General features: G+C 49.3%; 28 protein-coding genes. 15 read left to right on the top strand and 13 right to left on the bottom strand.

Annotated elements, in window-relative coordinates; all coding sequences use genetic code 11:
* Nucleotides 1–22 precede the first annotated feature (22 nt).
* Both AC4MRN_RS01645 and AC4MRN_RS01640 read right to left on the bottom strand, forming a co-directional pair.
* On the bottom strand, nt 23–607 hold the full coding sequence (locus AC4MRN_RS01645; protein WP_491202314.1) for a hypothetical protein: 585 nt from the start codon (nt 605–607) through the stop codon (nt 23–25).
* On the bottom strand, nt 600–1,103 hold the full coding sequence (locus AC4MRN_RS01640; protein WP_491202313.1) for an RNA polymerase sigma factor: 504 nt from the start codon (nt 1,101–1,103) through the stop codon (nt 600–602). Before AC4MRN_RS01640 ends, AC4MRN_RS01645 begins: the two co-directional genes overlap by 8 nt.
* A gap of 138 nt (nt 1,104–1,241) precedes the next feature.
* On the opposite strand from AC4MRN_RS01640, the gene AC4MRN_RS01635 reads away from it, so the two are divergent.
* On the top strand, nt 1,242–1,523 hold the full coding sequence (locus tag AC4MRN_RS01635; RefSeq protein ID WP_370240358.1) for a hypothetical protein: 282 nt from the start codon (nt 1,242–1,244) through the stop codon (nt 1,521–1,523).
* A gap of 22 nt (nt 1,524–1,545) precedes the next feature.
* On the opposite strand, the gene AC4MRN_RS01630 is transcribed toward AC4MRN_RS01635, so the two are convergent.
* From AC4MRN_RS01630 to proB, 4 genes are all read right to left on the bottom strand, one after another.
* A complete protein-coding gene (locus AC4MRN_RS01630) occupies nt 1,546–2,475 on the bottom strand; it encodes a D-2-hydroxyacid dehydrogenase (RefSeq protein ID WP_491202321.1) in 930 nt (309 codons plus the stop codon).
* On the bottom strand, nt 2,475–2,912 hold the full coding sequence (locus AC4MRN_RS01625) for an acyl-CoA thioesterase (protein WP_073318232.1): 438 nt from the start codon (nt 2,910–2,912) through the stop codon (nt 2,475–2,477). The genes AC4MRN_RS01630 and AC4MRN_RS01625 overlap by 1 nt, the downstream gene beginning before the upstream one ends.
* A 79-nt stretch (nt 2,913–2,991) precedes the next feature.
* Nucleotides 2,992–4,242: a glutamate-5-semialdehyde dehydrogenase gene (locus AC4MRN_RS01620; protein ID WP_491202312.1), complete on the bottom strand. Its 1,251-nt coding sequence runs from the start codon at nt 4,240–4,242 to the stop codon at nt 2,992–2,994.
* Between the two features lie 10 nt (nt 4,243–4,252).
* Nucleotides 4,253–5,353, bottom strand: a complete 1,101-nt coding sequence (gene proB, locus AC4MRN_RS01615) for a glutamate 5-kinase (protein WP_073318748.1) — start codon at nt 5,351–5,353, stop codon at nt 4,253–4,255.
* A 222-nt stretch (nt 5,354–5,575) separates the two neighbouring features.
* On the opposite strand from proB, the gene AC4MRN_RS01610 reads away from it, so the two are divergent.
* The 4 genes from AC4MRN_RS01610 (at nt 5,576) to AC4MRN_RS01595 (ending at nt 10,331) form a co-directional block, all read left to right on the top strand.
* On the top strand, nt 5,576–8,047 hold the full coding sequence (locus AC4MRN_RS01610; protein ID WP_139241501.1) for a M1 family metallopeptidase: 2,472 nt from the start codon (nt 5,576–5,578) through the stop codon (nt 8,045–8,047).
* Nucleotides 8,037–8,558 (top strand): DUF6702 family protein, encoded by a 522-nt coding sequence (locus AC4MRN_RS01605; protein ID WP_491202311.1) that lies wholly within the window; start codon nt 8,037–8,039, stop codon nt 8,556–8,558. Before AC4MRN_RS01610 ends, AC4MRN_RS01605 begins: the two co-directional genes overlap by 11 nt.
* A 174-nt stretch (nt 8,559–8,732) precedes the next feature.
* The gene (locus AC4MRN_RS01600; protein ID WP_155016467.1) at nt 8,733–9,011 is read left to right on the top strand and encodes a hypothetical protein; all 279 of its coding nucleotides are present in this window, start codon (nt 8,733–8,735) and stop codon (nt 9,009–9,011) included.
* A 6-nt stretch (nt 9,012–9,017) separates the two neighbouring features.
* Nucleotides 9,018–10,331, top strand: coding sequence for an ABC1 kinase family protein (locus AC4MRN_RS01595; protein WP_491202310.1), 1,314 nt, complete (start codon nt 9,018–9,020; stop codon nt 10,329–10,331).
* Nucleotides 10,332–10,337: 6 nt separating this feature from the next.
* On the opposite strand, the gene AC4MRN_RS01590 is transcribed toward AC4MRN_RS01595, so the two are convergent.
* The gene (locus AC4MRN_RS01590) at nt 10,338–10,646 is read right to left on the bottom strand and encodes a DUF6482 family protein (RefSeq protein ID WP_073318248.1); all 309 of its coding nucleotides are present in this window, start codon (nt 10,644–10,646) and stop codon (nt 10,338–10,340) included.
* Between the two features lie 242 nt (nt 10,647–10,888).
* Here AC4MRN_RS01590 and AC4MRN_RS01585 point away from each other — a divergent pair, with 242 nt between their 5' ends.
* The 4 genes from AC4MRN_RS01585 (at nt 10,889) to AC4MRN_RS01570 (ending at nt 14,887) form a co-directional block, all read left to right on the top strand.
* A complete protein-coding gene (locus AC4MRN_RS01585) occupies nt 10,889–11,734 on the top strand; it encodes a DUF3014 domain-containing protein (RefSeq protein ID WP_073318251.1) in 846 nt (281 codons plus the stop codon).
* A gap of 147 nt (nt 11,735–11,881) precedes the next feature.
* A complete protein-coding gene (locus AC4MRN_RS01580; protein WP_491202309.1) occupies nt 11,882–13,090 on the top strand; it encodes a hypothetical protein in 1,209 nt (402 codons plus the stop codon).
* The gene (locus AC4MRN_RS01575; RefSeq protein WP_491202308.1) at nt 13,080–14,060 is read left to right on the top strand and encodes a hypothetical protein; all 981 of its coding nucleotides are present in this window, start codon (nt 13,080–13,082) and stop codon (nt 14,058–14,060) included. Before AC4MRN_RS01580 ends, AC4MRN_RS01575 begins: the two co-directional genes overlap by 11 nt.
* Before the next feature lie 11 nt (nt 14,061–14,071).
* Nucleotides 14,072–14,887, top strand: a complete 816-nt coding sequence (locus AC4MRN_RS01570; RefSeq protein WP_491202307.1) for a hypothetical protein — start codon at nt 14,072–14,074, stop codon at nt 14,885–14,887.
* 65 nt (nt 14,888–14,952) lie between these two features.
* On the opposite strand, the gene katG is transcribed toward AC4MRN_RS01570, so the two are convergent.
* From katG to AC4MRN_RS01555, 3 genes are all read right to left on the bottom strand, one after another.
* Complete coding sequence (gene katG, locus AC4MRN_RS01565; RefSeq protein WP_491202306.1) at nt 14,953–17,142, bottom strand: catalase/peroxidase HPI; 2,190 nt, start codon at nt 17,140–17,142, stop codon at nt 14,953–14,955.
* Nucleotides 17,143–17,324: 182 nt separating this feature from the next.
* A complete protein-coding gene (locus AC4MRN_RS01560; protein WP_491202305.1) occupies nt 17,325–18,311 on the bottom strand; it encodes an LPP20 family lipoprotein in 987 nt (328 codons plus the stop codon).
* 48 nt (nt 18,312–18,359) lie between these two features.
* On the bottom strand, nt 18,360–18,683 hold the full coding sequence (locus AC4MRN_RS01555) for a hypothetical protein (RefSeq protein WP_491202304.1): 324 nt from the start codon (nt 18,681–18,683) through the stop codon (nt 18,360–18,362).
* Between the two features lie 245 nt (nt 18,684–18,928).
* Between AC4MRN_RS01555 and AC4MRN_RS01550 the strand changes: the two genes are divergently transcribed.
* The 4 genes from AC4MRN_RS01550 to AC4MRN_RS01535 all read left to right on the top strand — a co-directional run bounded on the left by AC4MRN_RS01550 (nt 18,929) and on the right by AC4MRN_RS01535 (nt 21,596).
* Nucleotides 18,929–20,218: a metal-dependent hydrolase family protein gene (locus AC4MRN_RS01550; protein ID WP_491202303.1), complete on the top strand. Its 1,290-nt coding sequence runs from the start codon at nt 18,929–18,931 to the stop codon at nt 20,216–20,218.
* Between the two features lie 55 nt (nt 20,219–20,273).
* On the top strand, nt 20,274–20,813 hold the full coding sequence (locus AC4MRN_RS01545; RefSeq protein ID WP_073318753.1) for a YqaA family protein: 540 nt from the start codon (nt 20,274–20,276) through the stop codon (nt 20,811–20,813).
* Nucleotides 20,814–20,943: 130 nt separating this feature from the next.
* A complete protein-coding gene (locus tag AC4MRN_RS01540; protein ID WP_491202302.1) occupies nt 20,944–21,405 on the top strand; it encodes a hypothetical protein in 462 nt (153 codons plus the stop codon).
* A 23-nt stretch (nt 21,406–21,428) separates the two neighbouring features.
* Complete coding sequence (locus AC4MRN_RS01535; protein ID WP_174237820.1) at nt 21,429–21,596, top strand: hypothetical protein; 168 nt, start codon at nt 21,429–21,431, stop codon at nt 21,594–21,596.
* A 3-nt stretch (nt 21,597–21,599) separates the two neighbouring features.
* On the opposite strand, the gene tusA is transcribed toward AC4MRN_RS01535, so the two are convergent.
* Genes tusA through rph form a run of 3 tightly spaced genes read right to left on the bottom strand, consistent with a single transcriptional unit; the run spans nt 21,600 to nt 23,210 of the window.
* A complete protein-coding gene (gene tusA / locus AC4MRN_RS01530) occupies nt 21,600–21,851 on the bottom strand; it encodes a sulfurtransferase TusA (protein ID WP_491202301.1) in 252 nt (83 codons plus the stop codon).
* On the bottom strand, nt 21,841–22,482 hold the full coding sequence (gene pyrE, locus AC4MRN_RS01525) for an orotate phosphoribosyltransferase (protein WP_491202300.1): 642 nt from the start codon (nt 22,480–22,482) through the stop codon (nt 21,841–21,843). Before pyrE ends, tusA begins: the two co-directional genes overlap by 11 nt.
* Before the next feature lie 14 nt (nt 22,483–22,496).
* Complete coding sequence (gene rph, locus AC4MRN_RS01520; RefSeq protein ID WP_073318283.1) at nt 22,497–23,210, bottom strand: ribonuclease PH; 714 nt, start codon at nt 23,208–23,210, stop codon at nt 22,497–22,499.
* Nucleotides 23,211–23,411: 201 nt separating this feature from the next.
* On the opposite strand from rph, the gene AC4MRN_RS01515 reads away from it, so the two are divergent.
* Together AC4MRN_RS01515 and AC4MRN_RS01510 are read left to right on the top strand one after the other, a co-directional pair.
* On the top strand, nt 23,412–24,275 hold the full coding sequence (locus AC4MRN_RS01515; RefSeq protein WP_073318286.1) for a YicC/YloC family endoribonuclease: 864 nt from the start codon (nt 23,412–23,414) through the stop codon (nt 24,273–24,275).
* Between the two features lie 193 nt (nt 24,276–24,468).
* Nucleotides 24,469–25,320, top strand: coding sequence for a tyrosine-type recombinase/integrase (locus tag AC4MRN_RS01510; protein ID WP_491202299.1), 852 nt, complete (start codon nt 24,469–24,471; stop codon nt 25,318–25,320).
* Nucleotides 25,321–25,379 lie beyond the last annotated feature (59 nt).

Genomic DNA, 25,379 nt, shown 5'->3' with positions numbered 1-25,379 from the left:
TATGTTCAGGACTTTGTTTAGGCTACCCGGCCGTATTCCCCTTGTTGCCTAAATCCGCGAGGTGTAAGTATTCACGATGGAACCGTTTCGCGCGCTTGTGCGCCCAAACGCCAGTGCCAACCAAGCCGGAAACAATTAATACCAGCACCCAGACACTGCGTCTCAGGTTGTCCAGTGTGTAGTCTTCAAACACCGCCATCATGCCCAGAATAGCGACAAGCGCGACACCAGACATCCAGCAGGAGTGGAAGGTCAGGCGGGCAATTTTATGGTTGTTCAGCAGCTGTTTTTTTAGCGTATCGACATAGTGAGACGTATCCCCGAACGTAGCCAAAGCAGCATGGCGTCGCAACCAGGCGATATACAAATAAAACACAAACGTCACCGCCACTAAGGTGATCACGCAGCCAGCCAGCAAAGACGACAGCTCATCCCAGGTTGCTATCAGCACCCAAATTGCCGGCACTAAGCCCAACATATCCAATACCAAATAGAGTCGCTGAGCGCGTTGCTGGCGCTTTAACCGGCGGGTTAGATCCTGCATATCAATGTGGTTGGTAGGCTGCTGTTGCCACAGTGCCGATAAATCTGCTGACGTATCAGACATGTTTAAGCTCCTGTTGTAGCTGTATTTTTGCACGCTGCAATAACACCCCTACATGATTTTTGGTTATCCCGCATACTTCAGCGATTTCCAGATAACTAAGGCCTTCCAGCGTAAGCGTTAACACCTGACGCATGGCCACAGGTAAAGCACGCACGGCAATCAGTAATTGCTCGATATTGCCTTGCTGTTCCGCCACCGCATGTGGCTCAGCGTTCTCGTTACCCTGGGCGAATTCCCACGCCATATTGTCGTGACCAGACTCTTCCTGCTTTTTGACCTCTTTACAGACATGGGTAACGGCCCGGTTATGGGCAATTTTCAGGATATAGGTTTTCAGTGAAGCCTCGCCATTGAAACGCGTCAGTCCTTGCCACACGGCCAGTGCGATCTCCTGCAACAATTCCTGCTGCAAGGCTTCATTCGCCTCATAGCTCGCAGCAACACGACTTAATAAAGCCTGATGCTGGTTGAGGATGTCCTTAAAATCCGCTTGCACTAACCGTCCTGAGTGTTCGTTGATGAGTCTAGGTATTGCTTATAGTCACGCTTGCGCAAAAAAAATTACAGTTCGTTGTAATTTTTTTATTTCTTTGACGACTAGTGAAATATAAACGCCATTTTAAAGGAAACGACCATGACCCCATTTCACATTGTTGCACTTGTGTCTGCGTTACTCGTACTCAGCCTGATTTGCCATTACCTCGATGCGAAGTACCGCTGGCAGTTAAGCGCCTGGTTTTCGGGTGAGAGTGTAAACCCGTTTAAACACCAGTCGGCAGCGCCAGAAAAAACAAAGTCCGATGCGAAAGATGCTGAAATTGCTGCGTTAAAGGAGCGTATTGCGGTACTGGAAGCCATAGTGACTGAGCCTGCTTACGACCTGAACGAAGAGCTAAAAAAACTCAGTCGCCAGTAGCGTTACGCAAGCTGCACCTGGCTTATTCGCTGTCCAGAAATGCAGAGAGTTTGTTCACGGCCAGCGCAATTAAGCGCTGGCGGGCTTCTTTTGCCGACCAGGCACTGTGTGGGGTGATCAACAAGTTCGGAAGCTGCGCATTAAGCAGTGGATGGTCTGCTGGTGGAGGCTCGACACTCAGGGTGTCCAATGCTGCGCCGCCAATCTGATTTTGGGTAAGTGCGGTCAGCAATGCCTGTTCATCAATCAAACCACCCCTGGCGGTATTAACCAGAAACGCACCGGGCTTCATTAGCGCAAGCCGTTCGGCATTGATCATTTCTGCCGTATCGTCGCTAAGCTGACAGTGCAAACTCACCACATCGGCCTCAGGCAATAATTCATCTAATGGTCTGCGCGAAGCGTGCTGAGTGCCAGGCCTCGCGGCAACAGACACCCGCATACCGAATGCCTTTGCCAGTTCGGCTACACGTTGCCCAAGTGTGCCATAACCCACGATGACCAGATGCTTTCCAGCCAATTCGATAACTGGGTTGTCGAGTAAACAGAAAAACGGCGATTGCGACCATTCGCCCTGTTGTACCTGACGCATAGTCGCTAACGCTGACGTGGCCAGGTTCAACATCAGCATTAATGTATGCTGGGCCACCGAGTCGGTACCGTAGCCAGCAACATTATTGACGGTAATCCCACGTTGTTTGCAGTAGTCCAAATCGACATTATTCATGCCGGTTGCCAGAATACCGATGTAGCGGCAGCGAGGGGCCTGCTCTAGCACCTCAGCGCTGAGTACAACCTTGTTAACCAGAATAATATCGGCATTCGCTATCCGCGAAGCTGTTTCTGCTGCCGTTGTTGAGGGGTAATAGGTAACAGACACGGGTAACGAGTGTAACGCCGACAAATCGGCGTCCCGGCCTAACGAATCGCCATCTAATATAACAACCTGCATCACAGGGCTTCGATGATCCGTTCTAATGCGCTCTTGATGCGCGGTGGAATTTGTACAACACGATTCGTCGTGCGATCGACAAATACCTGCACAAACTGCCCGTGAGCCACGCGACGCTGATTAGTACCCGCGTAAATAGACACACCATAAGTCACCGAGCTACGGCCAATTTTAGCAACGCGTACGCCCACTTCGACATCTTCCGGGTAGGAAATATTTGAAATAAACTGGCACTGCGAACTAACTACATGCGCAATCACCGGGCTGTGTCTGAAATCCATACCCGCTTCATCAGCCAGAAAACGGTTTACTGCGGTGTCAAAAAAGCTGTAGAACACCACGTTATTCACATTGCCATAGACATCATTGTCCTGCCAGCGTGTCGGCAGGGTTACCGCATAGGGATAGTCATTCAGCGAAGGGGTTATATCCGTCATTTTTCGTCTCATCCTTCAATGATGGTTACAGCTTACCGCGTTGTACACGCGGTCGCTACGGGCAAAGTGTAATCAATACTTATTTTCGGGTTTGTCCGTTACCCAGCACCACAAATTTCTCGGTAGTCAGTGACTCAGCGCCCATAGGGCCATAGGCGTGCAGCTTGCTGGTGGAGATCCCAATTTCTGCGCCCAGACCCAGTTCACCGCCATCAGAGAAGCGCGAAGACGCATTTACCATGACAACCGCTGAATTTACATCGCGTATAAAGGCATTGGCCGTCGCGTAGTGCTGCGTGGCAATCACTTCGGTATGACCCGAGCCATATTGCGTAATGTGGTCCACCGCATCTTCGTAGCTGTCTACCACACGCACGGCTATCTCCATTGCCAGGTATTCAGCCTGCCAGTCGGCATTCGTTGCACTTACCGCATCACTGAAATGACTGATTGAAGAGTCACAGGCGTGGATCATGGTGTTGTGGCTTTTTAGCATGGCGGCGGCACGTGGCAAAAATTCATCTGCGACGGCTTTATGAACCAGACAGGTTTCCAACGCATTACACACGCCAGTACGCTGGGTTTTGCCGTTTTCCAGCAAGGCCAGGGCTTGTTCGATATCGGCATACTGATCGACATACAAGTGGCATACGCCTTTGTAGTGTTGGATAACCGGGATTTGACTGCGCTCACTCACGTACTGAATCAGGCCTTCACCACCGCGCGGAATAATCAGATCCACATCGTCTTTCAGGGTCATGAGGGTATTCATAATCGCGCGATCCGGATCAGGGACAACCGTCACGGCTGCAGCGTCTATGTCATGTTTGCGCAGCACATGATGCAAGCACGCCGCCAATGCCAGATTAGAATGCAGCGCTTCTTTACCGCCGCGCAAAATAACTGCATTGCCCGCTTTAAAACACAGAGCAGCGGCATCTACCGTCACGTTTGGACGCGATTCGTAGATCATCGCCACTACGCCTAGCGGGATTCGCATTTTGCCAACCTGAATACCACTCGGCATAGTCTTCATCTGACTGATTTCACCCACCGGATCATCCTGCTCGGCAATCGATGCCACGGCATTGGCAATGGCCATTACCCGGTCTTCTGTCAGAGTTAATCTGTCGACCATAGCGGCATCTAAATGAATGTCTTTGGCGTGTTCCAGATCCAGCTGGTTCGCCGACAGAATATTCTGGGTTTGCTGAATCAGGTGCTGGCTGATTTCATGCAGCACTTCACGCTTTTGCTCCGGGCTCAGGCGAGCAACCTGACGGGCGGCATGTTTAGCGTCTTTGGCAGCTCGTCGTATCGAAAAGCTCATGGTGTGCTCCTTATTTCAATAACACCAGATCGTCGCGGTGGACCACAACTTCGCCGTTATCGTAGCCAAGAATGTCCCGGATACGCTGGCTTTTCTCACCTTTGATCATTTTCAGTTCCTGGGCACTGTATAGCGCCAGGCCCTTGGCCAGGGACTTATCCTGACTCACTATTTCAATTGCATCACCAGACTCAAAGTGACCACTTACTTCGGTTATACCCGATGGCAATAAAGAGGCGCCTTTAGACACCAAGGCTTTTTCTGCACCCTGATCAACAAAAATTTTCCCACGGGTTTTCAGGGTGTGTTCCAACCAAAGTCGCCGTGCGGTTTTCGGTGACTGTTTGGCTTTGAACAACGTACCGGGGATGTTCCCTTCCTGTAGATCATCAAAAACATGGCCGTTGCGTCCGTTTACGATCAGGGTCTGAATGCCACTGCGGGCACACTTATCAGCGGCCTCAATTTTGGTTCGCATGCCGCCGGTACCTACCGATGTGCCAGCGCCGCCGGCAATGCTGTAGGTGTGCGCGGTGATTTCTTCTACTACGGGGATAAGCGTAGCAGTCGTGTCTTTGCGTGGATCTGCGGTGTAAAGTCCGTCTATGTCAGAACAAATGATTAGCGTATCTGCGCCTGCTACCAGTGCGGTATATGCGGCCAGATTGTCGTTGTCGCCTACTTTTAATTCATTCACCGCGACCGTGTCGTTTTCATTCACTACCGGCAAAGCCTGGTGATTCAACAATTCACGGATGGTGTTCTTGATATTTACGTAACGGGTACGGTCGTGCAGATCGTCATAGGTAAGCAATACCTGAGCGCACGGGAAATCGAAAAAACGCTGCCAATTGGCCATCATGTACATCTGGCCAATCGCGGCCATAGCCTGCTTCTCTGAAATAGACGCCGGGTGCTGAATTGGTACTTTCGCTCTGCCCGCAGCGACACTGCCGGAAGACACTAAAATAACCTCTTTCCCTGCCTCACGGGCAGAAGTAATAAAACGCGCGATAGGAAGAATATAACGGCCACTGCATTGCTGGCCATCGGGCGCGATCAGCGCACTGCCAATTTTAATTACGGCACGCTGCCAGGAAAACCCACTCATTAGCATGAAGACAAAGAAATTAACGGGCTTTCAAGAATATTACAAAGCGCCCATAAAACAAACAAAAAACAGTATCGTTATGCCTTGTATAGCAGGCTTTGCGTTAAGGCTGATGCATTTTACGGCAAACGGCTGGCAATTTTTAACACATTAGAATTACACTACTTGTTTATCATAATAACTAAGCGTCATAACGACTAAGGATCACACATGAGCAATCGTATGCCCAAGTTGATCTGGTTAATGCCGGTACTGTCTATGCTGACTTGCTCAGTGTCAGCCTATGCTGCCATTAAACAGACGAAAGGGGACTTCGAAGACAAATTCCGCCAGTTGGATGAAGTATTACCGACTCCAAACGTATACCGTAACGCAGCAGGCGAGCCGGGCCACCAGTACTGGCAGCAAAAGGTCGATTACGAGATTGACGTAACCCTGGACGAAGCCAAACGCCGTATTGACGCTTCTGAAGAAATCACTTACCAGAACAACTCCCCGGATACGCTAAAATATTTGTGGATTCAGCTGGATCAAAACAAATTCCGTCCTGACTCACTGTCGGCGCTGAGCGAAAACTTTGGTGGTATTGGTAACCGAGGCCCTGCAACGTCAGCGCCAAGCGCTAGCTCACCCGCGAAACTGTCTATGGGTGCTATCCGTCGTCAACAGTTTGTTGAAGATCACGAGCTGGGCTATCAAATCAAGAAAGTCACTGATGGCAGCGGCAAAGACCTGCACTATGTGATCGTTGGCACCCTGATGCGTGTAGACCTGGCATCACCACTGAAGCCGGGTAAAAAGACCGAACTGAATATCGACTTTGGCTTTAACATTGTTGAAGAAGATGCGGTATCTGCCCGTGCCGGCTACGAGCATTTCCCGGATGACGAGCGCGAAGGCGGCAACGACATCTTCTTGTTAGCCCAGTGGTTCCCTCGTTTAGCGGCTTACACCGACTACGAAGCTTGGACCAACAAAGAGTTCATCGGCCGTGGTGAGTTTACCCTTGAATTTGGTAACTACGACGTTGAAATCACCGTACCTGCCGACCACATTGTGTCGTCTACCGGTGTACTACAAAACCCTAAATCCGTCCTGACCAGCGAGCAACGCAAGCGTCTGGAAGAGGCGAAAGACGCAGAGCGTACTGTGTTCATCGTGACGGAAGAAGAAGCACTGGAAAACGAAAAAGAAGGCACGGATAAAACCAAGACCTGGCATTTCGAAGCAGAAAATGTGCGTGACTTTGCCTGGGCCTCTTCACGTAAATTTATGTGGGATGCGCGTGGTTATCACCAGGGCGGTAAAGAACAGCCTTTGGTTATGGCGATGTCTTTCTATCCGAAAGAAGGTGGCGACCTGTGGAAGAAGTACTCAACCGAGTCGATCATTCACACCATGGAAGTGTATTCGCGTTTCTCGTTTGATTACCCTTATCCGGTTGCACAATCGGTTAACGGTCCGGTAGGCGGCATGGAATACCCCATGATCACCTTCAACGGCCCGCGTACAGAATTGCGTGATGACGGTTCTCGTACTTATTCATTGGCAGAAAAACGCTTCCTGATTGGCGTTGTCATTCACGAAGTAGGTCACATCTACTTCCCAATGACCGTAAACTCTGACGAGCGTCAGTGGACCTGGATGGACGAAGGTCTGAACAGCTTCCTGGACGGTGTTGCTGGTCGTGAATGGGATCCGGACATTCCATGGGGTGTCGAGCCGCGTGACGTTGTTGGCTACATGAAGTCACAGACTCAGGTGCCAATTATGACCCAATCTGACTCGGTACTGCGTCTAGGCCCGAATGCCTACACCAAGCCAGCGGTAGCACTGAATATTCTGCGTGAAACCATTCTGGGCCGTGAGCTGTTTGACTTTGCATTCAAAGAATACGCGCAGCGTTGGAAGTTTAAACGTCCTACGCCTGCTGATTTCTTCCGCACTATGGAAGAAGCCTCAGGGGTTGATCTGGACTGGTTCTGGCGTGGCTGGTTCTACACCACTGACCACGTAGATATCTCAATCGACAAAGTGTACAAACTGCGTTTAGATACTAAAGACCCAGATATCGATTTCGCCCGCGAACGTCAGGTTGAACAGGACAAGCCTAAGTCACTGACAGTTGAGCGCAACAAAGCAGAAGGTAAAGAACTGTGGGTAGACCGTTATCCTGACATTACCGACTTCTACGACGAGAACGATCAGTTCACCGTTACTAACAAAGAGCGCAACAGCTATAAGAGCTGGTTAGACAAACTGGATCCTTGGGAGCGCAAAGCGTTCGAACGCGCGGTGAAAGAAGACAAAAATTACTACGTAATGGAGTTCTCAAATCTGGGCGGTCTGGTTATGCCGATCATTCTGGAAATGACTTACGCCGACGGTACCACCGAAGAACTGCGTATTCCGGCAGAAATCTGGCGTCGTACGCCTAAAGCGGTTAGCAAGCTGGTAGTGACTGACAAAGACAAAGAACTGGTCAGTGTAACCGTTGACCCGTATTGGGAAACCGCTGACGTTGACGTGGAAAACAACCACTACCCTCGTCAAATCATCCCTTCACGTATTGAAGCGTATAAGTCTAAGCCAAGCTCAGCGAAAGTGCGTCGTGATATCATGCACGACATCAAAACCGAGCTGAAGACTGACAAAGACAGTGAAGACGATAAGAAGGAAGGCGATGACAACTAACCTCTCGCGCGTTACCGAGGTTGTTAAAGCAGGGCTTTGTGCCCTGCTGTTATGCGTAATAAGTGCACAAGCTGCGGCGCACCAGCAAAAAGCGGCCATCACGACAGTGCTGTTCAACCCGAGAACAGAAAACATTGAGGTGATGCACCGGTTTAACCTGCACGATGCTGAACACGCCGTTAAAATGCTGTTTAAGAAAACCGCTGACATACTGGACGACCAGTCTACTCAGGCGGAATTCGCCGCTTACGTGTCTGAGCGCTTCTCACTGTTGAATGCCGCCGGCGACCCCTTAGGGCTCTCGCTGATTGGATTCGAAACAGAGGGCAAGTACTTTTGGGTGTATCAGGAAACCGACCAGCCACCGTCATTGGAAGGGCTCAAGGTTCGCCATGACGCACTGCGGGATATCTGGCCAAGTCAGGTAAACACGTTAAACGTTGAAGGGAAGGGCAATCTGAAAACCTTAACCTTTACCGACAACGTCGCCCTACTGGAAATGCACTTTTAACTACGCATTTCATTGCTTATTGCTGCGCAGCGGGTGTTCACACCGGCTACGCAGCAGACTTTCCTAACACGAATTCACCGCATTCACGCACACTTTTACGATTCAGACCAAGGTCGCAATTGACCCCGTCCCCTTGATTACGTCATTATGCTGGTTAAAAAAGGGCACGAAATAATGACTGATACCCAACAACCCGCCGACGCACCTGAAAACAAGAAAAAGAATGTATTGTGGGTGTACCTCTCTGGCGCTATGGCGCTAACCATTGTGGTAATGATGTTCTTACCCAATTCTGGCATGGGCGGCTCTGTAATTGCCGTTTACGGCCCCATGTTGTGGTGCGGGATATTTGCTGCCGCACTGGCCCGATATAACGAACGCAACGGCTGGATAGGCTTTGCAATCGGCAGCGGCATCGGTATGCTGATCCAAATGATCTCGCAATTCGTTTAGAAGGACATGAACGACACACCGAAGTCCCGGCCTATTCCTAGCTCCCGACTTTCGCGCATGACGCGAATTGGCTCGCTGGCGGGAAAAATTGCCGGTAGTGTGGTGTCGCAAGGTGCAGCAAAATTGTTGTCGGGCCAACGCCCGGCACTTTCAGACTTAGTCCTCACGCCTAAAAATATTCAACGCATTACCGACCAACTGGCGACCCTGCGCGGCGCCGCCATGAAGTTGGGTCAGCTCATTTCAATGGACGGCGGAGAGTTGCTGCCGCCGGAACTCAGTGCCATTCTGGCGCGACTGCGCGAAGACGCAGACCCGATGCCCAAAGCGCAGCTTCAGGCTGTGTTAGATAGCGCCCTGGGACAGGACTGGCAAGACAAACTCCTCTACTTTTCCTACGCACCCATTGCAGCGGCGTCCATTGGTCAGGTTCACAAAGCCATCACTTTTGACGGCGAGACACTGGCAATGAAAGTGCAATACCCAGGCATAGGCGACAGCATTAACAGCGATGTAGACAATGTGGCGAGTATTATAAAGTTGTCTGGTTTGCTGCCCGGCTCACTGGATATAAAGCCTTTATTAGGTCAGGCCAAAGCCCAGCTGCACGATGAAGCCAACTACCTGCGTGAAGCCGACATGCTGAAACGCTACCGCGAAGCATTGGGCGAACATCCGGACTTTGTTGTCCCCGAGGTTTTCGATGAATTCACCACCGCAACAACGCTGGCGATGACCCACATTAAAAGCGAACCTATTACTGAGCTTGCGCAGGCACCACAGGCCGTTCGCAATAAGCTTATGACAGCACTGTTCAGTTTGTTTTTTGAGGAGGTCTTTTCGTTTCGCCTGATTCAAAGCGACCCGAACATGGCAAATTACCGCTATATCGCGGAAGACGAAACCGTGGCCTTACTGGACTTTGGTGCTTGTCGTGAAATTCCAGACGTTATATCAAGAGGCTACCTAGCATTGCTGCAGGCCATGGCAAATGACGACATGGCAGGCGTTGCACAAGCGGCTTTAGATATCGGCTTAATGCAGTCCAACCACAGCGAATCGCAACAAGCCACGGTTGTTGCGTTAGGAAAGCTGGCCTGTGAGTCTCTGTACCACGATGGCCCCTATGACTTTGGTAAGACCGATTTGCTCACTCGGGTTCAGGCGATGGGTATGCAGCTCAACTTCGACGAAGATTTCTGGCATATCCCCCCCGTCGACGCCATTTTCATTCATAGAAAACTAGGCGGCCTGTATTTGTTAGCTAAGCAGCTCGACACACAAGTGGACTTGCGCCAAGCCGCTCAAAAATGGCTTTAACGCGCACTAATAGGGCATATCCATACTAAACGGTAGCGCCATAGCGTGTTCGGCTTTTGGCGGATTGCCTATCATTTCGTCGTAAGGCGTTTCATGTTTCATGTAAGACTTTGCTACCGTGCAATGCGCAAAAAACTCTCTGATATGACCCGCGCTGTAAAACCGCATGGGTTTGTCGGAATCGTCGTAAACCAACCCGGTTTTATTGCCACTGGTTAGCTGGACCAAATACACATTCATTTCGAACGACTGGACTTCCAGTACATCGATGTCCCATTCGTTAGTCTCAAGATCTTTTCGCCAAAACTTATACATTGTTGGTACTCCCCGCTAGTTACCTGACTGAATACGACAACCCACTACAAATGGATGAAATACAAAATGGTCTGAAAAATCGTACCTGTTAACGGTTTACTCTTGAGACTGGGCCTGCTATTGAATAAAACAGTAATTGTTGAGATTTGAAAAAAGAATAAAAAAACGACATTGAATTTCAGCGGATTGCCAATAACTCTGGTAGTATGATTTTAGCAGCCATCAAATCAAGGTAGATATCTATGAGCGAGAATTCCGAGCAAAAGTCTTGGTTACCCTACGTCATCATTGGCGTGGTTGTGATTGTGTTACTGGCGGTATTATTGTGGCCTTCCAGCGAGCCAGCACCAGAGCCAGCCAAACCCATTGAGCCACCGGCTATCGCTCAGCCAGAAACGATTGAGCCTGAACCGGCTGATGTATTTGAAGCGGCACCGCAACCTGAGCCGGTTGAAATCGATCCAAACCAGGAAGTCGAACCAATGCCAGAAGCTGCGCCAGAGCCAGAACCTCTGGACATCAGCGACACCGCAGTGAAAGCGGCTTTAGAAACCATTGCCAGCTCTCCCATGCTGAGCCGACTGATGGTAAACGACGGCTTGCTGCAACGCTTTGTTGTTACAACAACCAATCTGGCCGACGACGACATGGCACCGAATCACCGCCTGTTAACGCCGCCGGATCAGGAATTCCGGGTATACACCCAGGCCGATCGTGAGTGGATTGATGCAGCAAGCTACAAGCGTTACACCCCGTATGTAGACGTGCTCGAGTCCATGAGTAACGACGACCTCATTGAGCTGTACACCACGTATCTGGATGAAATTCAGGTCAAGTATGCAGAAATTGGCGATCCGGACCAGTCTTTCACCGAAGTTATGATCACCGCTATCGATACGCTGTTAGATACGCCTGAAGTGAAAATGCCTGTGGAAGTATATACAGACTCAGTCATGTACAAGTATGCCGATGAGCGCCTGGAAAGCCTTTCTTCGCCACAAAAGCAACTGCTTAGAACAGGCCCTGACAACATGCGCCGTATAAAAGCGAAACTACGTGAATTGCGTGAGGCACTTTCCTCGCTGTAAACACGGTTTACCCTAATAGCGAAAAGCAGGTTATCAGACCTGCTTTTTTTGTTTATTTTCCCGCCAAACGCTGATCAAATATTGTACTAAAGTACAGACTTTGCCATAGTAGAACTCTGATCACCGCCAAAGTACAGGGAGCGTTACGTGCGGTATACACAGGGATTCGTGTCCTTCCCGGATTATTTTCAACGCCGGACCAGAATACAGAACATACTTTTGTTATTGCTGGCTGCCTTCTGGTTTATAGCCTCACCGGTTTATGCCAGTAAGCCCGTGGTGTATTTTGCCGGTGTGTCGTTTCTGGGCGATCACCGATTCATAGACACCAATTACCCGGTTGCCACAGCGCTAAATAAAGCGACCCCTGAACAGCCTCAAGCTGCGCTCGATAAAGCGTTCTTTGAGCTGTTATCAGCACAATCAGCGACACTGCCTTTTTCGTTGTCGCGAAACCTGGCCAACTATAAATCCGGACCAGCGATTGCTATGACACTGGCAATTGAACGTGAGTCCATCAGTATCGAGACGTTCGAGGACTACCGGAAAGTCGTTGCCGAAATTAGCGCCCAGGTCCTGTTTTTCGACTTTCAGGCCATGCGCCTCATTGCCAGCATACCCGTTGATATTGCCCGCAACGATGTGATCAATCTCAACGCCTCCCTCGATAAGGCAAGAACTGACAACCTCACGGCGTTATATCAGCCCACCAGTAATGCGGATAATAGCCTGCTGTCCGTTGCCTCCGGCCACATTAGACAGTTCGGTCTACCTAAAGAAGGCGTGCTGCGCTTTAAAGTACATGCTGTGAATATTGGCGATAAAGCCAGCCCTCTGGTACCGGAGCGCGTCCAACACGATGCCCTAGCTCAGGTATTCGGCCAGTACTTTACAGCCCAGTTAACGCACCTTGGTGGGCTGAATATGATCCCCTACACAAAAGGCTATGCCATTGGCAATAAAATGGCCGGTCGCATGGCTAACGGCGACGTATACACTCTCACGTTACCCGAGGCGGATTACGTATTTACGGTAGATATCAGCAATTTCAAACACATTGCACAGCCGAATAAGCACTTGTTTGCCAGCCGGGTGAAATTTACCGCGAAAGAAGCCACCCGCAGTGACGCTATGCTCGATGATTACTTTCATGCGGCTGTTGCTAAATTAGTCAGCGACAAGCAAACCTATATTGATGATTGGGCGGCGTATGAGGACGCATTAGAAACCGTTTTATCCGATCTTGCCCAACAACTTTCTGCGCCAGAGAAAAAATGGTTCGACAACCACTCACAACTTAAGCGCCGCACCTACAATACCTTTCGGAAATGGAGTGAACACATAAATGGCCTTTAAATCACTGCGCAAATCCTCTTTCATGCTGTTACTTGCAGCGCTCTGTTGTGCACTTCCAACGCATGCCGTTGAAAGCAAAAGCACGTTTACCTATACCTATTCCGGCAGACTGGACAGCGAAGAAAAAGCAGACGCCATTCTGCAGGCGAAGGTAAAAGCCGTTGAAACCTGGATTGCAACCTCTCAGCCGTACCAGGAGCGTAACTTTTCCCTGGCGAAAGACGACATTACTGAAAACATAGATGAGTATCTGCTTAGCAGCGCGGTTGTATCAAAAGACAACAACAAAGACATTAAGCAGTATCGGGTGGTTGTTCGGGTTGATATCAATGACACCAAACTACTGAATTACCTGACGGCCGTTGGCAGAGCCAAAGACGGTAGCATGGACGATGAAGACCAGTATATTACGTTTGTTTTTGTAGCCAGGGAACTCGCTTCACGAACAGAAGCGAAAGACACCGCGTCGGGTGATTTCAAGCGCGCGAAAACGCTCTGGCAAGCCACTACCACCAGCGAGATTGATATTGCCGTAGGCGAAGTCTTTGCCGATGCAAATTACTATGTGATCGAAGCCGCACTTCTGGAAGAAGATACCGCCGGACAATTGGACGTGAATAACTTTCTGATGGACTACGAGCAAGGCGACGATCTGACGCCCGGAACCAAGCGCGACGCGATTCGCGGGTTAAAGAGCCTCGAAGATCCCGTTCAATATCTCGCAATTGGCACCCTGGACGTGGACGAACATGTAACGGATGACTTAACGGGATTATACAAAGTCCCAGTGTCGGTTACCGCGAAAATTCTTTCTGTTAAACGCCGGGGCGCCACAATGGCTTCGATTGGCCCCGTTCAGTATCTCGGCCTTGGTCCCACCCCAATAGTCGCCAAAAATAACGCTCTCAAACTCGCCGCGCAGGAAATGGCATCCGGCTTAATTGGTCAACTTAGCTCTAAATCTATCTAGAAGGAAATAGTATGGTTACGCACAAGTCCCGTTATTTAATTGCATCGTTGTTATTCGCCTCTGTATTTACAGCTTCATCGGCTCACGCAGGTTTGTTTTCAAGTGACAAAAAACCTGCACCATGGGCAAAAGACAGCTTTCTTACCAACACGTCCAGCTCGGACCTGGATCTCACGGTTATTCGCGATTTTATTGGCAGATACACACCCGAGCGAGCCGCCAGTAAGCAGGTTAAGGCCGCGTCGGATCAGGTGATGACGTCCTACGTGTTGGCAGCGCTGGCGATTAACCAGGCTAATATCTGTCTGGCAGAATCACTGGATTTAAAATCAGCGAAGGAAAGCCTGCTGAAAGAGCGTGAAATCCTAAAAAGCGGCACCAGCATGAGTAAGAAAGAAATTAAGAAGCACCGCCAGTATGCCGCCGGCGCCAGCGAAGAAATTCGTAAAAAGACATTGGCATCACAGCAAATTGGGCCGGACCAACAAAAAGCCTTTATTCTGGGCGCATCAACCTACCTGTTTGGTACCTACAAGACATATCAAATCAAAGAAGACGGTGAAACCTTGATTGAGGTGGTAGAGAAAGACGCCAAGGGCGCGAAATCCAGCGGATTCAGCCTCGGCGGCGCGCTGGACATGGCCACTAAAGGCGGTGACTACGTTGAAGCAACAAACACGCTGAACCTGGTATTAAAAGGCATGCCAAAACACTTACCGAAACTGGTGACGACCGCTCAGTTTTTTATTGAGTACGCCAACAGCCAGGATTTAGAATTGGACAAAGACGCAACGGAAGAATTTAACTCTGTGAGTGATTGGGGTTAAGGTGTCAGACCGCTGAAGTATGTAGTCCGCAACACCGCGGACTACAAGTTCAACGCACAGTATCTTCAGCAGGTTAAATCGAAGCGATCGGCTTCCATCACTTTCACCCAGGCCGCAACGAAGTCTTTGACAAATTTCTCGCGATTATCGTCCTGTGCGTAAAGCTCTGCGTATGCACGTAATACTGAATTTGAGCCAAACACAAGATCAAATCGCGTAGCCGTAAATACTTCTTGCCCGGTGTCTCTGCTTCTCACGGAATAAAGATTGTCGCTAACGGGTTTCCAACTTAACGCCATGTCGGTCACTGTTACAAAAAAGTCCGTTGTTAATGCGCCGACGTTATTGGTAAAAACGCCATGTTGTGTGCCGGCAAAATTGGTTCCCAGCATTCGCATACCGCCCACTAATACCGTCATTTCTTTTGCCGTTAGTCCAAGCAGCTGCGTTTTGTCCAGCATCATCTCTTCAGGCTTCACCGCATACGTTTTCTGCCAATAATTGCGATAGCCGTCAGCCAGTGGCTCGAGCGGTTTAAATGACTCCGCATCTGTCATGTCATCCGTTGCATCACCACGTCCGGGAGAGAACGTCACTGGCACATCAAACCCAGCCGCAGCAATGGCTCTTTCTATACCAACGTTACCCGCCAATACTATTGTATCGGCCAGGCTGGCGCCTGCATCCTGTGCAAGAGGAGTCAGTACGTTCAAGACTTTGTTAAGACGTTCAGGCTCGTTTCCATGCCAGTCTTTTTGCGGCGCCAGCCGAATTCTGGCGCCGTTTGCGCCACCGCGTAAATCAGATCCACGAAACGTACGGGCACTATCCCAGGCCGTCGCGACCATTTCACCTACCGACAGTCCGGCGTTGGCAATTTTAGATTTCAGGGCATCAACATCATAGTCTGTGGTGCCAGCAGGAATTGGGTCTTGCCAAATCAAAGACTCTTCCGGCACCTCAGGCCCGATATACCTCACCTTTGGGCCTAAGTCACGATGGGTAAGCTTAAACCAGGCTCGCGCAAATACGTCGCTGAAGTATTCATGATCCCGATAGAATCGTTCAGAAATTTCACGGTATTGCGGATCCATCTTCATCGCCATATCCGCATCTGTCATAACTGGCATAGTGCGCTTCGACGGGTCTTCAACATCCACTGGCATATCTTCTTCTTTGATACCTATTGGCTGCCATTGCTCTGCCCCCGCCGGGGATGTGGTTAGTTCCCATTCATAATTGAGTAACAGGTGGAAGTAACCGTTGTCCCACTTTGTCGGATGTGTGGTCCAGGCTCCTTCGATTCCACTGGTAACAGTATCACGCCCAACACTCCGGCTGTCGTGGTTCATCCAGCCTAGACCTTGCTCTTCAATGCCTGCAGCCTCAGGCTCTGGACCTAACGCCTCAGCGCTGCCATTACCGTGACATTTACCAACCGTGTGACCGCCCGCCGCCAGTGCCACGGTTTCTTCGTCATTCATCGCCATCCGGGCAAAGGTCTCCCGCACGTGCGCTGCCGTTTTCAACGGGTCAGGCTTGCCATTAACGCCTTCCGGATTCACGTAAATCAGGCCCATTTGAACCGCAGCGAGGGGGTTTTCCATGGATTCGGCTTCGTCAACATTTTCATAGCGTTCATCACTGGGCGCCAGCCACTCTTTTTCTGCTCCCCAGTACACGTCTTTTTCCGGATGCCAGATATCTTCACGCCCAAATGCGAAACCGTAAGTTTTGAGCCCCATACTTTCATAAGCAACCGTTCCGGCTAAAACAAACAAGTCAGCCCAACTTAATCTGTTGCCATACTTTCTTTTGATAGGCCACAGTAAACGCCTGGCTTTGTCGAGGTTGGCGTTATCAGGCCAAGAGTTGAGTGGTGCAAATCGCTGGTTTCCTGTTGACGCCCCACCACGTCCATCTGCAATCCGATAAGAACCTGCAGCATGCCACGACATGCGGATCATTAAACCGCCATAGTGCCCCCAATCAGCAGGCCACCATGACTGAGAATCGGTCATAAACGCGATTAGATCTGCTTTCAGGGCTTTAAAATCCAGCTTTTTGACTTCTTCCCGATAGTTGAACTCTTCCCCCATTGGGTTTGTTTTCGTATCGTGCTGATGAAGAATGTCCAAATTCAGCGCTTCAGGCCACCAGTCCATGACTGTCGACCCGGTTGCGGTCATCCCACCGTGCATCACCGGGCATTTCTTCATCGAATCATTTGTGTCACCGATAGTCGCGTTATTCATAGTCATTCCTCTTTTGCGCTGAAGTTAACGTTGCAGATATTGCTAATGAACACGGTGTAATAGTAGACGAGATAGACAATCTCGCCATGTTTAACGCTCCCCAAATAACAAGCAAGACTTGAGTGCCCGGCTGTCTAATGGGTAGTCCGGGAAATAGATAAGACGCTAACAAGCGGCGCGGTTTACATCACCACAATATTTAAAAGTTCGACAGGATGCTGTTTTTGAATTCGCAGTTTTAACGCTTTTACCGCTTTGCCAATTGCCTGTTCCGCTCGTTTATAGTCACGTCCTTTGGTTTGCAGGGTTACATGGCCAATTTGCCCTTGTTTGGCTGAGTCGACCCTGATGGTAGTGACAATCTCTGCGTTGTACGCATCGCGTTTATCCTGAAATTCGCTGACCTCTGTAGTGACCACGAGCACGTCAGTTTCAGATGTCTTAGAGGATGCCAGATTAACGCCTTGTTCTGCTAACCAATTTCGAACAAGGGCAGCGACTTGAGGTTGTGCGTGACTAGCATCCAGGTACACCTGATTGCCCGCCACGGCTTGCTGTATGGTTTGTAAATAGACGTTGTATTGTTCGCTGTATGCGTTGGCATCGAAGCCTTGCTGAAAAAACTGCAGCTGAATAATGAGCTGTTTCACTGATGCAATGTTGCCGGTGGCGACTTTTGCCTGCAGAAACTGCACAAACACCGACTGTTGCATTAATGCGTTCATCTGGGTTTGCAGGGTGTCATGTTCTAAAGTCAGACGAGCGGCCAAATCCTGCGCCATCTTGGTTTTATCGAGCACCAGTTCTACCCAATATACATTGCCAATTTGCTCAGTTTGATTCACATAAAAGTAGCGAAGGTCAGTTTCCCCAATCTCTACTTCGGTGTCGACTGAAGTCCAACTGGTATACTGGTCGTTCACCGCGCGCTCTTTCGATTGATAGAGCTGCTGCACCCGGCTATTCACTTTTCCGGCGAGTTCGACCAACGCGGCTTTTTTTGCTAAATCCAATGTAGCCGACGACCCGACACTGTATAAATGCGTATCGGTGTCGGGGGTGGGAGACTCAACCCAATCGGGTAATTTTGCCTGGGCAACACCCACGAAACCAAACCAAAGCATGCTCAGGAGCATGGGTATATTTATTAATGTACGACGTGCAGACATATTTGCCTCCTTGCAATTAATCCTTAACGTAACCACTGGTGACTTAGGTTAAACCTCTTCGGTGGCCTCTGTATTAGTGACAGGTAGCGTTTCCAACTGGCAACGGATCCCGCCGGTTTTCTTCGCGATCAGGTTGTAAATAAGCGCGCCCAGGAAACCGAAAATATAGGTAAATACAAAATACATCACCGGCATAACAAAAGTCATAACACCAAACATGGCTGCCGGCATTGAACCGTCTGGCATATTTGGCGTCATGGCGTTCATAAACAACGTCATGGGCAGTATGAACAGCAGCGCTATAATGGCAAAGACCAGCGCAGTGTGGAGCGCAAAAGAGTGCGGTGATAAGCGCTTAACAGACGTTTCCATGGTTACTACTTCCTTATTCTCATTGAGTCATTCCAGTATTGCTGAATTCAATAAGAAAGACCATGCCATGCTGTACTTTTTATAACCAATTTCACCTTGAAAAGCCTTAATTCCGCCGAAAACTATCCCGGCTGTTTTGCCTATCTGCAGAAGTTCACATAGAGTTATTTCTAATCCCTGCCTGATGGTCATTGCGATACATCGGTAAAGGCAGACGTATCCACCTACAACAAACGAGAACAATAATGAAAACTTGGTTAAAAACACTCGCCCTGACGACGGCGCTTCTGCCCGTTGGCTTACTTCAGGCAGCCACTATCATTCATGCCGGACAAGCCTTTACCAGCACCAGCGAAAAGCTGACAGGCCCGATTTCCATTGTGGTAGACGGCAATACTATTACCCGGGTTGAAAAAGGGCATATCACAGTAGGCGAGGGCGACACCCTGGTCGATTTGTCTGACTCCGTGGTATTACCGGGCTTAATGGACATGCACGTCCACCTGAGCTTTCAGCAAGGTGGTACATCGTCGTACCTTAAACGCTTTACCCAGAACGAAGCGGACTACGCATTAATGGCATCACACTATGCCGAGAAAACGCTGATGGCGGGCTTTACCACGGTGCGCAATCTGGGCGACAGCTACAACGAAACCGTCGCGTTGCGTAATGCAATTAATCGCGGAATTGCCACCGGACCTCGCATTTATACTGCAGCAAAATCGATTGCCACCACCGGCGGTCACGCGGATCCGACAAATGGTATGGCCAAGCGAATCAGCCCTCACGTTGGCCCAGAGCAAGGGGTCATTAATGGCGTTGACGAAGCCCGTCAGGCAATCAGACAGCGATACAAGGACGGTGCCGATACCATTAAAATCACGGCAACAGGCGGAGTGTTAAGTGTGGCGAAAAGCGGGCAGAACCCGCAGTTTATGGACGACGAATTAACCGCCATTGTAGAGACAGCCAGAGACTACGGTATGAAGGTCGCTGTGCATGCCCATGGCAAAGAAGGCATGATCCGCGCGATTAAGGCCGGTGTTGCCTCTATTGAACACGGTACCTACATGGACAAAGAAGTCATGAAGCTAATGAAGAAGCACGGTACTTATTATGTACCGACTATCCTAGCCGGCAATTTCGTGGCAGAAAAAGCCAAAATCGATGGTTATTTCCCCGACATCGTTCGTCCGAAAGCCGCGGCTATCGGCCCACTCATTCAGGCGACGTTTGGTAAAGCCTATAAAGCCGGCGTGAATATCGCCTTTGGTACAGACAGCGGAGTGTCTGCTCACGGTGACAACGCGCAGGAATTTGCGCTGATGGTAGAAGCTGGCATGCCGCCTGCAGAAGCTATTTTAAGTGCAACCGTCAATACTGCCAAACTGTTAGACGTTGAAGAGACCCTCGGGACACTGGAAGCCGGTAAACTGGCTGATATTATTGCTGTTAAAGGTAATCCACTGACCGATATCTCCGTGCTCGAGCACGTACAGTTTGTAATGAAAGACGGCAAGATTTACAAACAATAGGTAGATTGTTCCGGTGAAAAAAGCCAAACGGGTATTAAAGCAAAAAACCAAAGCCATGGTGGAGTCTCGTCATATGTTACGGGGCATTACCATCGCGTCGTTTTTAGAATCAACCATTGTGCCTATTCCTCTGGAAGCGGTGTTGATTCCATTAATGCAGGCCAAACGCGATAAACTCTGGCATATCGCGTTAATGGCCACCGTTGGCTGTATTATCGGTGCCCTGTTTGGCTATGCACTGGGCTATTTTCTGTTTGATGCCATAGGCAGTGCATTGATAGACCTGTTTGGCACCGAAGCTCAGTTTGAGCGTGTAGAACAGAAAATGGCGTCTCAGGGGTTTTGGTTCGTGCTGACGTTGGGCATTGTGCCCATCCCGTTTCAAATTGCCATGCTCGCCGCTGGAGCCACCAAGTATTCTTTAGCGCTGTTCTTACTAGCCACCATTATTGCCCGGTCTATCCGTTACTTCGGATTAGCGCTGGCGGTAAAACTGCTCGGCAACCAGGCAGAGCAATTCATACGTCGGTACCGCACCAAAGCCATGGTGGGTATTACCGTCTTGTGCGCCGGCCTGTGGCTGGTGCTTAGCTAACCCTCAAGTCATTTATCAAAGACGCAATTCGATTAAGGACAACATTTATCTCAAATTGTCAATTGATAATAATTATCATTTAGATTAGATTAATTGTATCACGCAGCGAATCACAGCAAAGGAGGTCTGCATGCGTACACAATTACTCTGCCCGGTTTACCGTAAATGGCTTCAACTTCACCCTGAACATGCGCGAGAAGAACGACAAGCACTTCGCAAACAGGCCCGTGCGTACCAACGCAGTGGCGATCTGCAAAAAGCGTTTACCTTCAATCAGCTGGTTTGGGAAGTGGCTCAGTCAGTACTGTTGGCATTGCGACCCGTGGATCAGTATTCGGCCGAAAGTCAAAAAGACCTGGTGTTTTTTGCAGCCTCCGCCATCGCGGTTGATCGCTGTGCACGAGCGAATTGTGCAGAAACGACAACAAGCACGAATGCTACCGCACAAACAGTGATTACCGATACACAGCAACAGCTAGCGGCACTCATGCCCATGTACGCCAATGAACCCCGGCTGATGCACATTATTCAGGAACTGATGCATTGGTTGAAATTAGGCGCCACCGCTAAAACACCACCAGTTTTACATTAATTGACCATAGAAAGGGGACGTTTATGAACACAGTAGAACAGGAGTTTGTTAGCGTAAAAATGCGGGTAAGTGTGCTGAAACGATTACTGCAAGGTCACAACATCCATTTGTGTGACGTGCACGGTACGTCGGCTAAACAGAAACAATGCCTGCAGCAATTGTTACTGCAGGCAGTGTCGGAATCAAAATAGCGACTACACGCCTTTTTTGATCAGATAACGATAGGGCAGTGATTCGGTGTCTGAAGCCAGCAAGGTATGCTGCATAAACCGGCAGAAACTGGGAATGTCCCGCACAGTGGCAGGATCATCGGCGGTAACGCACAGCGTTTGTCCGTCTTCCAGCTTACGCATGGTCATGCGCAGCATCATTACGGGCTCGGGACAACGCAAGCCCAATGCATCGAGCTGCTGATCGGCGCTGCTATAGTCGATACTAGATGCCATAGGCTTCGCGATACGCCTTAATAGCGGCAATGCTGTCGTCATGACCACCGGATTGCTGCAAATAAGCAACTACGTCAGTCAGCGTAACAATTGAAATCACTTTGGTACCGTAGTCACGCTCAACTTCCTGAATGGCAGACAACTCGCCTTTGCCTTTTTCCTGACGATCCAACGCAATCAATACGCCAGCCAGTGTGGCACCACTCGCTTCAATCAGTGTCATTGATTCACGAATGGCAGTACCGGCAGTGATCACGTCGTCCACCAGCATGATTTTGCCTTCAAGCGGGCTACCTACCAGCGTGCCGCCTTCACCGTGAGCTTTGGCTTCTTTGCGGTTGAAGCAGTAAGGTACATCGGCGTCATGATGATCAGCCAATGCCACGGCTGTTGTTGTGGCAATAGGAATACCTTTATACGCAGGGCCAAACAATACATCGAATTCAATGCCTGCATCGGTTAACGCCGCCGCATAGTAACGACCCAGTTTTGCCAGATCACCGCCGCGATTAAACAAGCCTGCATTAAAGAAATACGGGCTTTTACGGCCAGACTTTAAGGTAAATTCACCAAATTTAAGCACGCCACGGGCAATGGCGAACTCAATAAATTCTTGTTGGAATGCTTTCATTAAACCAGCCTGCCTTAATTTAATGCTGCTTTTTGAATGTCGAATAATTCGCGCAATCCGTGCTTGGCAATGTCGAGCAATTCCTGTAACTCGTCGAAAGAAAAGGGCTCGCCTTCTGCGGTGCCTTGTACTTCGATCAACTTACCGGTTTCGGTCATTACCACGTTCATATCTGTCTCTGCCGCTGAGTCTTCTACATACTCAAGATCGGCTACTGGCGCACCTTCATAAATACCCACCGACAATGCGGCAACCATAAACTTAAGCGGGTTCGCTTTCAGGATCCCTTTGTTGCGCATGTGCGTAAGGGCATCCACCAGTGCTACACAAGCACCGGTAATAGATGCAGTGCGGGTACCACCGTCGGCCTGAATAACATCACAGTCGATGGTTATGGTGTTTTCACCTAACAGCTTCAGATCTACCGCGGCACGTAAAGAGCGCGCAATCAGACGCTGAATTTCCAGCGTACGACCACCTTGCTTACCGCGTGCAGCTTCACGCTGTGAGCGAGTATGGGTAGCGCGTGGCAACATGCTGTATTCAGCCGTGATCCAACCTTTACCCTGACCTTTCATGAAGCGCGGAACGCCTTCTTCTACCGTTGCATTACACAACACCTTGGTATTGCCGAATTCAACCAGCACTGACCCTTCTGCGTGGCAGGTGTAGTGTCGAGTGATAGTGACAGGGCGAATTTGACTGGCGGTTCTGCCGCTTGGGCGCATGGTGATCTCCTGAAGTTACCGGTATGGGTGCGTTGAATGTTTAAACGCGCATAGTATAGCGTAAATGGTACTGGAAAATGAACGACCTACCGCCGATGTTTCATGTGAAACACAGCATTTCTACCAAAGGTTAGGGTTAATGTGCGCACTGTAGTATGATTAACCACAGTAAAAATCTTCATTATGCCAATTGGATACAACATGATTTACAGCATGACGGCATTCGCGCGCAGCGAAGTAAAAAAAGAGTGGGGAACCGCAGTGTGGGAAATTCGCTCGGTTAACCAGCGCTACCTGGAAACGTATTTTCGTCTACCAGAGCAATTCCGCAGTTTAGAGCCTGTATTACGCGAGCGTTTTCGCAAGCGTCTGCAACGCGGAAAAGTTGAGTGCGCACTTCGCTTCACTGCTAATGACTCTGCTGTAACGAAATTGAACCTCAATGAACAGTTGGCTAAACAAGTCCTTCACGCTGCCGATTGGGTGCAGTCTCACGGTCAGTCTACCGGGGTTAATCCATTGGACGTATTAAAATGGCCGGGCGTGATCGCCTCTGAAGAAGCCGATATGGATGCTATTCAGGCCGATATGCTGGAAGGCTTAGACAAAGCCATGAACGACTTCATTGCCGCTCGTGGTGCCGAGGGTGAAACCCTGAAATCGCTAATTGAACAGCGACTGGACGCCATTGAGGTAGAAGCAGAGAAAGTGGCGCAGCGCATGCCGGAAATCCTGACCTGGCAACGCGAGAAAATTCAGGCCCGTTTTGAAGAAGCCAAACTGGAACTGGATGCCGCTCGTGTGGAACAAGAGATGATTCTGTTGGCACAAAAAGTCGATGTAGCTGAAGAACTCGACCGTTTGAACTCACACGTAGCAGAAACCCGCAAAATCCTGAAAAAAGGCGGCGCATGCGGCCGACGTCTCGACTTCATGATGCAGGAATTCAACCGCGAATCTAATACGCTGGGTTCTAAATCTATCAGCACTGAGATCACGCAATCAGCCGTTGAGCTTAAAGTGTTAATTGAGCAGATGCGTGAGCAGATCCAGAATATTGAGTAAAGCTCACTAGTGCTCACAAAAACTCACAACAATTTGAAAAGCCTCACTTTATAGTGGGGTTTTGTTTTTTTATGGCTCCGTATTCTTTCATTCTGTTTCATCTAATTGGTGAGTATTGTGGTGAGTATAAGAGGTGAAAGAATGCCAAATTTAACAGTTAAACAAGTCAAGTAAAACATCCGATGGCAATGGGTTGTCCTTCGTCGTTCCGAAGCGTGGCGAACCATACTGGTCCCTGAGATATACCTTCAACGAAAAGAGGAGGGAAAAGTCACTGGGTAAATTCGGGCAACTGACACTGGCTGAAGCTCGTGGTGAGGCAGAGAAAATTCGAACATTAATTAGAGATGGGATCGACCCTCTTTCTATTGCTTCAATTGAAAGTTATGACGGAATGACATTTGACCTATTATTCAAGGATATGTACCAACACAAGATATTGCAGCGCAATAAGCATCCAGATATACCAAAAAGTAAGTATGAAAATAACGTTTCATCACATATCGGTCACTTGAAGGTTGAACAAGTAACAGCAATTCATGTTCGAAATATCTTGGACACCATTACAAACAGTGGGCGTCGAACAGTGTCAAATGATGTACTGGGCCTACTAAATCAACTTTTTAAGCATGCCATTCAGCTTGGTATTACATCAAATAACCCTGCTTCAGCTTTTTCTTGGAAAGATGCAGGAGGAACAGAGAAGCCTAGAAAAAGAGTCCTGAGCCTTGAAGAGGTTGAAGATGCCTTTTCGGTATTCAGAAAACATTCAGATTCATTCACACGCGATAATTACTTAGTTTGCTGCCTACTTATTACGCTAGGCGTTAGAAAGTCAGAATTGATCCAGGCACCCTGGAAGGAATTCGATTTAGCTAACTCAGTGTGGCACTTACCTAAAGCAAGAACAAAAACAGAGAGTGATATCAGCATACCGCTTCCTCCACAGGTAATATGCTGGCTAGAGGAACTGAATATGTATTCCCTGCAAGACGCAAAAGCAAAGTACCTCACATGGGAAAAGACACTGTTAATAGTGCAGTAAACAGCCTATTTGGAATAGACAAGAGTAAAAAAGTTCCGCCTCCAAATCGTATGGGGCAA

This window comes from Marisediminitalea sp. (genome assembly GCF_984433645.1).
The sequence above is the reverse complement of the archived record's forward strand: the minus strand, read 5'-3'. Positions and strand labels throughout refer to the sequence as shown.

Excerpts from the sequence above, each read along its gene's own strand:
- AC4MRN_RS01645 (WP_491202314.1), bottom strand. The coding sequence starts at position 607 with ATGTCTGATACGTCAGCAGATTTATCGGCACTGTGGCAACAGCAGCCT.
- AC4MRN_RS01635 (WP_370240358.1), top strand. The coding sequence starts at position 1,242 with ATGACCCCATTTCACATTGTTGCACTTGTGTCTGCGTTACTCGTACTC.
- AC4MRN_RS01630 (WP_491202321.1), bottom strand. The coding sequence starts at position 2,475 with ATGCAGGTTGTTATATTAGATGGCGATTCGTTAGGCCGGGACGCCGAT.
- AC4MRN_RS01625 (WP_073318232.1), bottom strand. The coding sequence starts at position 2,912 with ATGACGGATATAACCCCTTCGCTGAATGACTATCCCTATGCGGTAACC.
- AC4MRN_RS01620 (WP_491202312.1), bottom strand. The coding sequence starts at position 4,242 with ATGAGCTTTTCGATACGACGAGCTGCCAAAGACGCTAAACATGCCGCC.
- proB (WP_073318748.1), bottom strand. The coding sequence starts at position 5,353 with ATGAGTGGGTTTTCCTGGCAGCGTGCCGTAATTAAAATTGGCAGTGCG.
- AC4MRN_RS01610 (WP_139241501.1), top strand. The coding sequence starts at position 5,576 with ATGCCCAAGTTGATCTGGTTAATGCCGGTACTGTCTATGCTGACTTGC.
- AC4MRN_RS01605 (WP_491202311.1), top strand. The coding sequence starts at position 8,037 with ATGACAACTAACCTCTCGCGCGTTACCGAGGTTGTTAAAGCAGGGCTT.
- AC4MRN_RS01600 (WP_155016467.1), top strand. The coding sequence starts at position 8,733 with ATGACTGATACCCAACAACCCGCCGACGCACCTGAAAACAAGAAAAAG.
- AC4MRN_RS01595 (WP_491202310.1), top strand. The coding sequence starts at position 9,018 with ATGAACGACACACCGAAGTCCCGGCCTATTCCTAGCTCCCGACTTTCG.
- AC4MRN_RS01590 (WP_073318248.1), bottom strand. The coding sequence starts at position 10,646 with ATGTATAAGTTTTGGCGAAAAGATCTTGAGACTAACGAATGGGACATC.
- AC4MRN_RS01585 (WP_073318251.1), top strand. The coding sequence starts at position 10,889 with ATGAGCGAGAATTCCGAGCAAAAGTCTTGGTTACCCTACGTCATCATT.
- AC4MRN_RS01575 (WP_491202308.1), top strand. The coding sequence starts at position 13,080 with ATGGCCTTTAAATCACTGCGCAAATCCTCTTTCATGCTGTTACTTGCA.
- AC4MRN_RS01570 (WP_491202307.1), top strand. The coding sequence starts at position 14,072 with ATGGTTACGCACAAGTCCCGTTATTTAATTGCATCGTTGTTATTCGCC.
- katG (WP_491202306.1), bottom strand. The coding sequence starts at position 17,142 with ATGAATAACGCGACTATCGGTGACACAAATGATTCGATGAAGAAATGC.
- AC4MRN_RS01560 (WP_491202305.1), bottom strand. The coding sequence starts at position 18,311 with ATGTCTGCACGTCGTACATTAATAAATATACCCATGCTCCTGAGCATG.
- AC4MRN_RS01555 (WP_491202304.1), bottom strand. The coding sequence starts at position 18,683 with ATGGAAACGTCTGTTAAGCGCTTATCACCGCACTCTTTTGCGCTCCAC.
- AC4MRN_RS01550 (WP_491202303.1), top strand. The coding sequence starts at position 18,929 with ATGAAAACTTGGTTAAAAACACTCGCCCTGACGACGGCGCTTCTGCCC.
- AC4MRN_RS01545 (WP_073318753.1), top strand. The coding sequence starts at position 20,274 with ATGGTGGAGTCTCGTCATATGTTACGGGGCATTACCATCGCGTCGTTT.
- AC4MRN_RS01540 (WP_491202302.1), top strand. The coding sequence starts at position 20,944 with ATGCGTACACAATTACTCTGCCCGGTTTACCGTAAATGGCTTCAACTT.
- AC4MRN_RS01535 (WP_174237820.1), top strand. The coding sequence starts at position 21,429 with ATGAACACAGTAGAACAGGAGTTTGTTAGCGTAAAAATGCGGGTAAGT.
- tusA (WP_491202301.1), bottom strand. The coding sequence starts at position 21,851 with ATGGCATCTAGTATCGACTATAGCAGCGCCGATCAGCAGCTCGATGCA.
- pyrE (WP_491202300.1), bottom strand. The coding sequence starts at position 22,482 with ATGAAAGCATTCCAACAAGAATTTATTGAGTTCGCCATTGCCCGTGGC.
- rph (WP_073318283.1), bottom strand. The coding sequence starts at position 23,210 with ATGCGCCCAAGCGGCAGAACCGCCAGTCAAATTCGCCCTGTCACTATC.
- AC4MRN_RS01515 (WP_073318286.1), top strand. The coding sequence starts at position 23,412 with ATGATTTACAGCATGACGGCATTCGCGCGCAGCGAAGTAAAAAAAGAG.